The sequence below is a fragment of the Legionella sp. km772 genome (genome assembly GCF_003989735.1).
GTDB lineage: Bacteria > Pseudomonadota > Gammaproteobacteria > Legionellales > Legionellaceae > Legionella.
In genome coordinates, this window is record NZ_RZGQ01000084.1 from 1 (window position 1) to 13,253 (window position 13,253).

The window sequence follows — 13,253 nt, forward strand, 5'->3', positions numbered from 1 at the left end:
TAAAAACTCATTTAAATCACTTTGCTATTAAGTACAAATTGATTCTTAGAGCGAACCAGATTGCTTGGCAGGAGCTTAAAAATATGGCAGCTTAAAATTGACCGTGCGTAACATGAGTTATAAAGCAAAATCCATACCAAAGGCTAATTAATTAGAGTTAAATTCTTAGGAAATAGCTAAGACCTTTAATTTTTTTTATAAATCAGCTCGAAGTCCTATCAAATTCACAATTATTTTCGCGTTTTATCTACAATAGAATCATGAAAATTTTACAAATCTAAGCTATGATTACCATTTTGATCAGTGGAGTATTTTATGAAAGTAGGTCATGATAGCCTATCAACAAAAAGTCAATTAAATGTTGATGGAAAAACATATCATTATTACAGTTTAAAAAAAGCAGAAGAACAACATTTTAAAGGTATTAGCCGTCTACCCTACTCTTTAAAAGTACTCTTCGAAAATTTATTACGTTTTGAAGATAATAGCTCCGTCAATGTCAATGACATTAAAGCGATTGCGGAATGGTTAAACACTAAAACATCCCAGCATGAGATTGCCTATCGCCCCGCACGTGTATTGATGCAAGACTTTACTGGCGTTCCTGCTGTGGTCGATTTAGCTGCTATGCGCGCCGCAATTGTCCAAATGGGTGGCAATGTGGAAAAAATATCTCCCTTATCACCAGTTGATTTGGTTATCGATCATTCTGTAATGGTGGACAAGTTCGGTACAAAAGATGCCTTAGCTGTTAATACAGAAATTGAAATGGAACGTAATAATGAGCGCTATGAGTTTTTACGCTGGGGACAAAAGGCATTTTCTAACTTTCAAGTTGTTCCACCTGGAACAGGAATTTGTCATCAAGTAAATTTAGAGTATTTAGCTAAAACAGTATGGTCAAGCGAGTGCGACGGACAACTCTATGCCTATCCAGATACCCTAGTAGGCACCGATTCCCATACCACCATGGTAAATGGCCTTGGTGTTTTAGGTTGGGGTGTAGGTGGTATTGAAGCTGAGGCTGCTATGCTCGGTCAACCAGTGTCAATGCTGATTCCTGAAGTTATTGGCTTTAAGCTTACGGGAAAGATGCAAGAAGGGATTACAGCCACGGACTTGGTTCTAACCGTTACTCAAATGCTGCGTAAAAAAGGTGTTGTAGGTAAATTTGTCGAGTTTTATGGTCCTGGACTTAAGGACTTACCTTTAGCTGATAGAGCTACTATCTCGAACATGGCTCCTGAATACGGCGCTACCTGTGGTTTCTTCCCCGTAGATAAAGAAACCATAAAATACCTCGAATTGACTGGCCGTGATAATCACACCATTGAACTTGTAGAAGCCTATGCTAAAGCCCAAGGCATGTGGTATGAAAAAGACAGTGAAGATCCAGTGTTTACAGATACTTTAGAACTGGACTTATCAACAGTTGAACCTTCATTAGCTGGACCAAAACGCCCACAAGATAAAGTTAATTTAAGTACACTTCCTGTTGAGTTCGATAATTTCTTAAAAGAAACTGGTAAACTAGATGAAAAAAACACTCATTATTCTGTTAAAGATCATGAGTTCCAAATGCAGCATGGAAATGTGGTTATTGCAGCTATCACTAGTTGTACAAATACCTCAAATCCGAGTGTGTTAATGGCTGCGGGTCTAGTAGCTAAAAAAGCGATTGAAAAAGGCCTACAACGCAAACCTTGGGTTAAATCTTCTTTAGCCCCTGGCTCCAAAGTAGTTACTGATTATCTCCACCATGCGGGATTGCAACCTTATTTAGATCAATTAGGATTTAATTTAGTAGGCTATGGTTGCACTACTTGTATTGGTAACTCTGGCCCCTTACCTGATGCAATCGCTCATTCTATTAATGAGAATGATCTCGTAGTTTCTGCAGTTTTATCAGGAAACAGAAATTTTGAGGGTCGTGTTCATCCTCAAGTACGCGCAAACTGGCTCGCTTCACCTCCTTTAGTTGTTGCCTACGCCCTATGTGGTACGACTACCAAAGATTTAAGTAAAGAGCCTTTGGGTCAAGATAGTCAAGGCAATGAAGTTTACTTAAAAGATATTTGGCCGACTAATGCTGAAGTAGCAGCTGAAGTAGCTAAAGTAACTGGCGGAATGTTCCGCAAAGAGTATGCTGAAGTCTTTCAAGGGGATGAGCATTGGCAATCCATTAAAACAAGTACTGGAAAAACCTATGAATGGAATAGGGATTCAACCTACATTCAACATCCTCCATTCTTTGAAAACTTAAAAGCCACACCAGAACCGATCAAACCCATTAAGCAGGCCTATATCCTTGCCTTATTTGGTGATTCAATTACTACGGATCATATTTCTCCTGCTGGCTCAATTAAAGCAAGCTCCCCTGCCGGTTTGTATTTAAAATCTAAAGGAGTAGATGAGAAAGACTTTAACTCTTATGGTTCAAGACGTGGTAATCATGAAGTAATGATGCGTGGTACCTTTGCCAATATTCGAATCCGAAATGAAATGACTCCTGGACAAGAAGGTGGTATTACACGTTTTGTACCCACAGGTGAAGTCATGCCCATTTATGATGCTGCAATGAAATATCAAGCCGAAAAGCAAGATTTAGTTGTTATTGCAGGGAAGGAATACGGCACAGGCTCATCGAGAGACTGGGCAGCAAAAGGGACTAATCTATTAGGTGTTAAAGCGGTAATTACTGAAAGTTTTGAACGTATTCATCGCTCTAATTTAATTGGCATGGGTGTTCTTCCTCTACAATTTTGTGATGGAATGACACGCAAAACCCTAAATTTAGACGGCAGTGAACGCATAAGCATTGATGTTTCAGAGACTTTAAAGCCAGGCACTATGCTCAATGTAACGATTGAACGCAGCAATGGCTCGAAAGAGGATATTAAAGCGTTATGCCGTATTGATACAGCTGACGAGTTGGAATATTACAAAAACGGCGGTATTTTACAGTATGTATTACGCAACTTATGTGCCTAATATAATCAATCAGCCCAATAACTTGGGCTGATTTTTTCCTCCCTCATACTCCCCCAAATCCCTTTATTCAATATTGATTTTATCTAGGGATAATGCTAGATTTTGCGACCTAGCTATTGATGATATATCCAGGTGCATGGACAATTTTTTTGCCAAATATACCGGCGATTATAATCTTAGATTTTTTATTTCTCTATTAAGGGTTGCACCTCGATGAATCCAGCCAAAAAAGTGTTAAGTGTATTTTCTTTAGTAATGATTAATGTCATTGCAGTCGATAGTTTAAGGACTTTACCCATTAGTGCTAAATTAGGCGCATCTTTAATATCCTATTATTTGTTAGCCGCATTAGCCTTTTTCATTCCTGTAGCGCTCGTCGCTGCCGAATTAGCAACAGCTTTTCCTAATACGGGTGGTATTTACATCTGGGTCCGAGAAGGTTTTGGGAAAAAAGCAGGCTTTATTACTATATGGCTACAATGGATATATAATGTCGTATGGTATCCTACTATACTTGCCTTTATCGCTGCCACCATCGCTTATCTTTTTGAACCCAATCTCGCTAATAATAAATCTTATCTATTAATTACAGTATTAGGATTATTTTGGCTATTTACCCTTTTAAACTGTTTTGGAATGAAAGTATCCAGCATTGTCAGTACTATTGGTGCGTTATTAGGTACCATCCTACCGATGTTGGTTATAATCTTTTTAGCCTTAGTTTGGCTTTTACAAGGCAAGCCCAGTGCAGTTGATTTTCATCAATGGCTCCCTGATTTTAGCTCATTAAGCAATTTATCGTTATTTTCAGTAGTTCTTTTTGGTTTAATTGGCGTAGAGATGTCTGCTGTGCATGCTGAAGAAGTGCGAAATCCCCAGCGTGACTATCCAAGGGCCCTGCTTTACTCCACTGTTTTAATCATATCTACTCTATCATTAGGCTCTTTAGCTATAGTAACTGTAGTTCCTGGGCAATCCTTAAGTGTTGTTTCTGGGCTTATTGATGCTTATGCAATATTTTTCAAGGCTTATAATATTCCCGAAATGACCACCCTAATTGCTATACTTATTATTTTAGGTGGAGTAAGTGGAGTTTCTGCTTGGATTATTGGCCCTACTAAGGGTCTGTTAGTATCAGCCCAAGATGGCTCATTACCTACATTTTTTACCCGGACCAATAAACATGGAGCACCTGTAACTATTTTAATAACTCAAGCTATTATAGTAACTATTTTAAGCTCTATTTTTATTCTTTTTGATTCAATTAATGCAGCTTATTGGTTATTAAGTGATTTATGTGCCCAAATGGCTTTGATGGTTTATGTGATCATGTTTGCCGCAGCAATAAAACTACGCTATACCCATCCTAATCAAGTACGCACCTATAAGATTCCGGGAGGCAACAAAGTCATGTGGTTGGTGTGCGGTTTAGGAATTTTATGTTGTCTAGCAGCCATGTTGGTAGGCTTTATTCCACCCAATCAAATTCCTATTAACGATGTCTTTTTGTTTGAAACCTTTTTAATTGGTGGTTTAGCTTTATTCGTGCTGGTGCCTTGGTATTTTGCTAAAAAGCATTTAATAAATTAATAAAAATAAATGAGCTGTTAATTAATTTACTGTTATTGCAGTTTTATAAAAGAAAAATATCGCTTCAATAGATCTCGTTGATTCCAACGAGATCTATTGAAGCCAGCATCCTTGCCTCAAAACGAGTTAAACTTACATTTCTTCCGGGAGTGACATTAAACTAGCATTACCTCCTGCCGCCGTAGTGTCTACCGTATAAGTGCGTTCATGACATAATCTGATTAAATAATTAGGTCCGCCCGCTTTTGGTCCAGTTCCAGATAAACCTTCCCCGCCAAAGGGTTGTAAACCTACCACAGCACCAATCATATTACGATTTACATAGCAGTTACCTGCATGGGTGCGCTCTCGAATATATTCTACTGTGCTATTTATTCGACTATGAATACCGAGAGTAAGACCATAACCAGTGGCGTTAATATCATTAATCACTTTATCAAGATCTTTACGTTTGAAAGGAATGAGGTGCAATACCGGACCAAATACTTCCCGTTTCAAAGAAGAAATAGAATCAATAGCAATCGCTGTTGGCGGCATAAAGTGACCCGCAGCTTGCTCGTCACTTAAAGCACATTGATAAATAATTTCATACTGCTTTTTCATTTCATCAACATGGTCTTTCAGAACAGACAAAGCCTCTTTATCAATCACAGGTCCCACGTCCGTTGTTAACCATTGAGGATCCCCAATTACCAGCTCCTCCATTGCACCTTTCAGAAGATGGATCATTCTGGGATATACCTCTTCCTGGACAAATAAAACACGTAAAGCAGAACAACGTTGCCCTGCGCTACCGAAAGAAGATATTAACGCGTCGGCAGTAACCTGTTCTAATAATGCGGAAGAATCAACAATCATGGCATTTTGTCCACCGGTTTCTGCTATAAGTGGAATAATTTCACCACCCCGAGTGGCTAAGGTTTTATTGATTAAATTAGCTGTGTCAGTTGAACCAGTAAATAAGACAGCCTTAATTCGCTTATCGGCTACTAAAGCTGCTCCAATGGTCTCGCCACGCCCTGGGAGTAATTGTATTGCACCGGTTGGAATACCTGCCTGATGCATTAATTTAACCGCTAGGGCCGCAATTAAAGGGGTTTGCTCCGCTGGTTTAGCAATTACGCAATTACCAGTAACTAAGCTAGCAATGACTTGTCCGGTGAAAATTGCAAGTGGAAAGTTCCACGGGCTAATACATAAAACAGTCCCGCGCGGATGTAAACTTAATTCATTCAATTCGCCTGTATAACCGTGTAAGTGAGTAGGACTGCCCATTAATTGTTCGGCTCTTAGTGCATAATAACGACAAAAATCTACGGCTTCACGAATCTCTGCAATCCCATCACCCCAGGTTTTACCAGCCTCTAAACAGGCTAAAGCCAATAATTCCGTACTATGCGCTTGTAATAAGTCTGCAAAACGGCGTGCTGCATCTGCGCGTTTTTCAACAGCAGTGGTACTCCAACTGGCAAACGTGGACTCAGCAGTAGACAAGGCTTTTTCAACATCCTCGATGCTGGCCTCTTGTACAGTGCCAATTTTTAATGCTGTATTTTGCGGAGAAGTTACAGAATTTTTCTCATCACATTGCAAAATACCATTAATAATCGGACCTGCTTTCCAGAATAGATCGAGCTTATTTAATTCGTCTTGCAATACCGCCCGATGCTCCCGATTGCTAAAATCAATACCTTTAGAGTTTTTACGTTTTGGTGCAAAAATATCTTCCGGTAAAGGAATATTTTTATTCATTTTATTAAAAAGACTTTTCGCTTTTGCAACAGGATCTTCAACCAAATCACTTATGGGCGCTTTATCATCAACGATACGATTTACAAAGGATGAATTGGCGCCATTTTCTAATAAACGACGAACTAAGTAAGGGAGCAAATCCTCATGACTTCCCACAGGAGCATAAATACGACAGGGAATACCATAAGTTTCTTTAGGTACTACTTGCTCATATAATTCATTCCCCATTCCATGCAAACATTGAAACTCAAAATCACGGTAATCGCCAACCAAATTAAGCACCATAGCGACAGAGTACGCATTATGTGTTGCAAACTGCGGGTAAATTGCATCAGTCATGGTTAAAAGCTTCTTGGCACAAGCTTGAAAAGATACGTCTGTAAAGACTTTTCGGGTAAATACAGGGTATTCAGCTAAACCTTGCATTTGGGATTTTTTAATTTCACTGTCCCAATACGCTCCTTTAATCAAACGAACCATCATTCTGCGTTGTTTGCTACGGGCTAAGGCTGCGACCCAATCTAATACATAAAATGCGCGTTTTTGGTAAGATTGAACAGCCAAACCAAAACCGTTCCAACCATTTAAGCTATCATCAATGAATACCTTTTCCATGACATCCATAGATAAGTCAAGACGCTCAGACTCCTCTGCATCAATAGTTAAACCGATACCATAATCTCTTGCTAAGCGCGCTAAAGCTAAGAGTTTAGCAGGCAACTCAGCCATAACCCGCTCATATTGTGATTCATTGTAGCGAGGATGTAAGGCTGAAAGTTTTATTGATATTCCTGCCCTTTTGTAGAGATCAGCGCTTTTATCAGCATTTTGGCCAATAGACTCAATGGCCATCTTATAAGCATTGAAATAACGTTCGGCATCTACCGAGGTTAGAGCAGCCTCACCTAACATATCATATGAATAGCGATAACCTAGCTCCTCTTTCTTCTTTGCACGAGCAATAGCTTCATTGATAGTTCGCCCCATAACGAATTGCTTACTCATAATCCGCATTGCCTGATCAACGGCAGTGCGCACTACAGCCTCACTACTGCGACTTACTAGTTTCATCAAGGATTTTGTTAGTGTGTTTTCTGCTTTTTCAGGGGTTAGTACTTTCCCAGTGAGCATAAGGGCCCAAGTTGCAGCGTTCACAAAGAATGATTCGCTTTGACCTCGATGTGACTTCCAATCGCCACCCGCTAATTTATCTTTAATTAAATTATCAATGGTTTCATTATCGGGCACCCGTAATAAGGCCTCAGCTAAACACATCAAGGCAATACCTTCCTCGCTAGATAAAGCATATTCAGTCAAAAAGGAGTCAATTCCCGTACTTTTTTTCCGCCCTGAACGAACAGCTTCCACTAAGCGCGTAGCATTAGTTCTAATTGCTTCTAATTGCATTTGGTTTAAGGCAGCCTTTTCACATAATTCGGTGATTAAAGAAAGCTCATCCACCCGGTATGCTTGATTAATAGAACCGCGTAAACCTTCCGGTATATTAATTAACTTCTTTTCAAGCATGGTATTCTCCGAATCAAAAAAATAATTAATCAACGATAATAGTGTAGAACGCGATTAAAATAAATGTATAGGTAACATTTTACACAATTAAAGGCCTTTATTTTGCTAAAAACCCCTTAAATCAATGTATAAATTATGAACATTTATAGAACTAAATTAGTCTAAATAGATTAATTTAAATCCTATTTGAGCAAACAACAATCCAACAAAAAGGAACAATACAATCCAAATAGGCGCATTTATAATCAATTATTTTGTGCGCAAAAAAATAAACCATTGAATTGATTAATATTTTTCCCTTATGGACAAGGTTGAATCTTTTAAATTTACAAATACCTCATTTGTTAATATAATCACCATTTTTTTGATACGCCAATAACGGTGAATTAACAAGAAGAAAGGAGCAGTATGAATACTTTATTTACTTTAATCTCAACCGTGATATTAACCAGTAACATCACTTCAAGCGCGCCTAGCTTTGCTAAGCCAGGAAGTGAGTTAAGTACTCAAGTACAACACTTAAGCAGAAAAGCCCCTCAGCTAAACAAAAATGTGCTTAAGCTCGCGTTAACTGCGTATAATAATGCAGACAAAGAAGGCGCAGTAAAAAAACCAGTACTTACTGTAATCGATTATTCTTTACCTTCTAACAAGCAACGCATGTGGGTTTTCGACGTTCGTAATGAGCGTCTATTATATAACACCTATGTTGCCCATGGCAAAAACTCCGGTGAAGTAGCACGTCATTTCTCCAATAGAGAATCCAGCAAGCAATCTAGCTTAGGTACTTACATTACTAAAGGAACCTACATTGGACATAAAGGCTATTCTTTAAACCTTCAAGGATTAGACCATGGTTTCAATGACAATGCTTATAATCGACGTGTGGTAATGCACGGTGCATGGTATGTTGAGCCTGACTTCATCAGAAAAACAGGCCGAGCTGGCCTCTCCTGGGGATGCCCAGCTATTGCGCAAACTTTAGCCAAACCTGTTATTAATACTATTAAAAACGGTACGGTAATTTTTGCTTACTTCCCAGATAAAAACTTCCTAAAGAAATCAGACTACTTAGTAGCCTAATCATTTGAGTTATAAGTTTGCCCAATAATCGAAGACGTAAAGTATTATTGGGTAAATCATCGCTAAGCCTTCCCCCCCTCTTTTATTAATTTGATTCAATAAGTACCATTGATCCTACCTGCACAAGAAGTTACTACACGCCCTCCAATCTCTATTAATATGCAGATTTTAATATCCAACATTCCAGTATCTATACTAGTCACCATAATAATTTTTGCTAATACTTACAGGAAACTGAGGAAGGTTAAGGAAGAATATTCATTAAGCAGGAACGTTTTCATGCTGTGATGAAATGAGGTATTTTACTAAGAATACAGAAAGTTTATTGGGGCAAGCTATATTTAGATGTCCTTTCTTGGTAAGCCCTACCTTGGCTCAAGCTAGTTGAACCAAGGTTTGAGTTTTTAAAGCTCATCTTCTACTGTTTTGCTGGGTGAGATTCTTTAAGAATAAAAGTAGCTATTACTAGACTAGCAAAGAAGCAAAGTGGCATAACTAATAACGCCTTTTGATAGCTAGCAAGGCTATAAATATGCACGCCATCAACTAAGCGCCAGGAGTTACTATGCTGTAAAATGTAGCCCACTAAAGGTTGAAATAAGGCTCCACCAATGAGCACAGAAAGATTATTAAAACCCGAGGCAGTTCCTACTAACTCAGAAGGATTATTTTCTTTAACTACAGCGAAACTCACTGTCTGTCCTCCCGCACCCAAACCTAAAACAAAACAAACAATATAAGCATTGCTTAGACTTAAGGACGGTAAATACAACAATACTAAAGTTGCACATAAACCTAAAAGAGCACTAATAATTAATGCGATGCGACGACTTTCTAATTTATCGCTCAACCAGCCTAGAACTGGACTTCCAACCCCAATCCCTAACCAAATCATGCTGCATAAGCCCGAAGCTAAAAATACAGAGATTTGATATTTCTCTTGTAGGTAAGGAACACCCCACAAAGCAGCAAAGACGGCAATAGGAGTCCAAATAGAAAAAGCATAAGCACCAATTATCCAGGTGTATCCATGCTTACAGACGGCGACTAAGCGCTTCCATTCATCACGAAGATAATGATTAGGTATAGTTTGATTTTGTTGATGCGGATAATCACGGATAAAAATCCAAAAACATATTGCCAGCATCAAACCAACACCCGCTAGTATAAAACTAGCAGCTCGCCACCCTACTACATTTATTAAAGAAGCTAAAGGCATTTCACCAAACATCGCCCCTACGGAACTCATTAATTGAGCAATTCCCGCTAAAATAGCGAAATAGTAAGGAGGAAACCATCGTGATATAAGTACTAATACCCCTATAAAGGAGAAGGCAGAGCCAATTCCGATTAAGAAACGACCAATTGATGCAGTTAATACACTGTCAGTAGAGGCAAAAAAAGCGGAGCCCAATGCACATAAAATAATAGCGAAGGTCATTAGTTTGCGTGGGCCATAACGATCATATAAAACGCCAGCAGGCAATTGGGCCGGAGCGTAAGCGTAGAAATAAAAGGCGGAAATGAAACTAAAGCCTTCACCGGTTACGCCAAAAGTGCGCATCATCGATTCCGCCATGACGCTAGGTGCAACTTGAAGAATAAATTCATACAGATAAAATGATGCTGCTAAAAAAAAGATAAAATAAGACATGCGTAAATTATGGTTCGGTTTGTCTATTGTTGCATTCATATAATGTGCGTTCAATTTATAATCACTCCGTGTTGAATCGCTCATTAAAGCTTATGCCGATTCTCTTTGTCAATAAACTTTTTTAAAGAATTGGATAATTATTTCTTATTCCTTCATCCAAGGACAAATCTTACTTGGTAGTTGGATAAATTGCACCCAGAATCGCTTTGTTCTTCGAGCCAGTAATAGCACGGAGATCCACTGCAATAGAGTTTATTGTTTGAGAGGCTAACCAAGCAAACATCATTGCCTCTAAGTAATCAGGATTAACCCCTAAATCCATAACAGTACGTATTTCAATCTGAGGAAGCAGGTGTATTAAACGATTAATTAACTGTGAGTTATGAGCCCCACCACCACATAAATAGAGTTTTTTTACGTTCTGATCTTCTTCTGTAATGCTTCGCGCAATGCCCAATGCGGTTAATTCTAATAAGGTAGCTTGAACATCAATCACTGGATATTCTTGTTTAAGATATTGCTTTAACCAGCTTAAAGAAAAATATTCTTTTCCGATGCTCTTCGGTGCTGCTTGAGTAAAAAAGGGATCTGATAGTAAGTTTTCTAATAATGGGGCAATAAGCTTACCTTGAGCAGCCCACCGTCCATCAGCATCATATTCTTTATTTTGATGCAGCTCTATCCATGCATCCATTAAACAATTGCCTGGTCCTACATCCCACCCCTTGGTTTTCTGACCAGGATTCAGAAAACTGGCATTAGCGATACCACCTACATTTACAATTACTGCATGCTCATCATATTGAGCAAATAATTCTTGATGATATAGAGGTGCGAAAGGTGCGCCTTGACCACCGTTGACAAGATCGCGAGTACGAAAATCAGCCACTACATCAATGCCCGTTAAAGAAGAAATAGTATGAGGACAGCCTAATTGCAAGGTATAGGGAACATCGGTTTTGGTATCATGGCTTACTGTTTGCCCGTGACTGCCAATTGCCCTTATGGCTGACGCTGAATACCCCGTTTCATCCAAAATTTGATTCACTGCACTGGCAAAATCTATTCCAATTAAACGATTTAGTCGACCTAAATTGCTTAAGCTTGTATGTTGCGTGTGTACTAACTCCAGCAGTAATTTTTTTGTTCCTTCAGAGTATTTTTGAGTAAGACCATGAATCAATTTATTAGAAGGAAGTTGAATTAATGCTGTATCAATGCCATCCATACTGGTGCCCGACATTAAACCGATATAAAAATCCATGAAGTACTCACAAAGTTAAATAGCTATGTTATCAATGCAGACTAGATACTCGCAAACCTTATCGACTAAAAATCTATAAATTTATGTTGCATTAACACTTCTTCCTAATCAACATCAGTATTTTCTTGATCTGAGTGTTTAGGAAGAAATCCAAAAATGCTTTAATGCGCCTAATTGATTATATATGTTGCACGCAGTACAATACATCAACTTTAGCAAAAGAGAATTACTGTGGCCCTTGAAACCTATCAATTAGAACTATTAAAGACAATAGAGAATAAGGGCAATACCCCCCAATTACCTCAAGAATTAACTGAAAATCAAGAGTTTATTCTTAAAGCGTTAGAGATTACTCCTAATGTTTGGAGACAGGTATCCCCCAAATTAAAATCAAATAAACAATTCATGCTTTTAGCTATTGAGCAAAACAGTAATGCTTTTATTTTTGGCGCCTCCGATGAATTACGAGATGATGAGGAGGTTGCTTTAGCCGCTGTAAAGAAAAATAGCGCCCTCCTTTTCTATGTTTCGGATAGATTAAAAAGAGATGAATCATTTAAGGATAAAGCGACCAAGCGGAATAGTTGGTTTCCCATTATTAAATTTAATAAACTAATGAAAAATAATTTTTTTGAGGGGATAACCGATACATTCGCTATCATGTTAGGCGATTACGGTTTATTAACTAAAATGGATGGCGGAGAGCTTTCTTCCAATCGATATAAATACGGCCTAGTGGATCTCACCCTTATTCCTTTAATTTCCAACGCTTTAATTAACTATGGATTTCCCAACAAGCCGAGCATAACTAATCCATTTAGATTTGTAAGAGATGAAGAAAAATGGGATAGTAATCAACTTCTTAGAGGCATAGCTTTAGGCCTAGGCTTTGGTTTACAAGTAGTCCGACTTGGTTTAGCTTTATTAGCTACCTTAATGGTATTGCCCATTGTAGCTTTTGTTCACCTTATAAAATTCCCCTACATGGCTTACCAACAAAACAAGCTTTTTGCCCTGGAAGGTGAAATATACACCGATCCAAATAAAACTCCACTTAAAAAGGGCACCCTAGGTGAATTTGCCAAACAAACAAATTCATCGTTAAATGACTTTTGCAAACCCCATTTCTATAAAGCAGAAGAAAATGATTTAACTACTCTATCCGCTGAAAATACTCATATATCGTCCTATGGGTCACTTAAAAGCACCACTACATCTATGTTTTTTAGACCTACTCATCCGACATCAACGTCTCAAAAAAATGCATTACAAGTAGGCAACGTCCCTGAAGTTTTTATAGACAAGATTTTATTTTGAATTGGTCACAGATTTTTTAATTTCACTTCGATCTACCCCCTCTCCCGCGATAGGAACTTTGATAGTATGATGATG

The 13,253-nt window shown here is 38.4% G+C and carries 8 protein-coding genes; 4 read left to right on the forward strand and 4 right to left on the reverse strand.

Annotated features, from left to right (window positions below; translation table 11 throughout):
• Positions 1-11: 11 nt before the first annotated feature.
• Complete coding sequence (locus ELY15_RS16540) at positions 12-140, reverse strand: hypothetical protein (RefSeq protein WP_255411085.1); 129 nt, start codon at positions 138-140, stop codon at positions 12-14.
• A 175-nt stretch (positions 141-315) separates the two neighbouring features.
• Here ELY15_RS16540 and acnA point away from each other — a divergent pair, with 175 nt between their 5' ends.
• Both acnA and ELY15_RS09535 read left to right on the forward strand, forming a co-directional pair.
• On the forward strand, positions 316-2,991 hold the full coding sequence (gene acnA / locus ELY15_RS09530; protein ID WP_127099440.1) for an aconitate hydratase AcnA: 2,676 nt from the start codon (positions 316-318) through the stop codon (positions 2,989-2,991).
• 213 nt (positions 2,992-3,204) lie between these two features.
• Positions 3,205-4,581, forward strand: coding sequence for an APC family permease (locus ELY15_RS09535; RefSeq protein WP_127099441.1), 1,377 nt, complete (start codon positions 3,205-3,207; stop codon positions 4,579-4,581).
• Between the two features lie 132 nt (positions 4,582-4,713).
• Here ELY15_RS09535 and putA read toward each other — a convergent pair whose 3' ends face one another.
• The gene (putA, locus tag ELY15_RS09540) at positions 4,714-7,860 is read right to left on the reverse strand and encodes a bifunctional proline dehydrogenase/L-glutamate gamma-semialdehyde dehydrogenase PutA (RefSeq protein ID WP_127099442.1); all 3,147 of its coding nucleotides are present in this window, start codon (positions 7,858-7,860) and stop codon (positions 4,714-4,716) included.
• A 408-nt stretch (positions 7,861-8,268) separates the two neighbouring features.
• On the opposite strand from putA, the gene ELY15_RS09545 reads away from it, so the two are divergent.
• Positions 8,269-8,943 (forward strand): murein L,D-transpeptidase catalytic domain family protein, encoded by a 675-nt coding sequence (locus ELY15_RS09545; protein ID WP_127099443.1) that lies wholly within the window; start codon positions 8,269-8,271, stop codon positions 8,941-8,943.
• A gap of 418 nt (positions 8,944-9,361) precedes the next feature.
• Here ELY15_RS09545 and ELY15_RS09550 read toward each other — a convergent pair whose 3' ends face one another.
• Positions 9,362-10,651: an MFS transporter gene (locus ELY15_RS09550; protein ID WP_370449411.1), complete on the reverse strand. Its 1,290-nt coding sequence runs from the start codon at positions 10,649-10,651 to the stop codon at positions 9,362-9,364.
• A 115-nt stretch (positions 10,652-10,766) separates the two neighbouring features.
• Entirely contained in the window at positions 10,767-11,861 is a 1,095-nt protein-coding gene (locus tag ELY15_RS09555) for an anhydro-N-acetylmuramic acid kinase (RefSeq protein ID WP_127099444.1), read from the reverse strand.
• 231 nt (positions 11,862-12,092) lie between these two features.
• Here ELY15_RS09555 and ELY15_RS09560 point away from each other — a divergent pair, with 231 nt between their 5' ends.
• Complete coding sequence (locus ELY15_RS09560) at positions 12,093-13,178, forward strand: DUF4116 domain-containing protein (protein ID WP_127099445.1); 1,086 nt, start codon at positions 12,093-12,095, stop codon at positions 13,176-13,178.
• Positions 13,179-13,253: the final 75 nt, after the last annotated feature.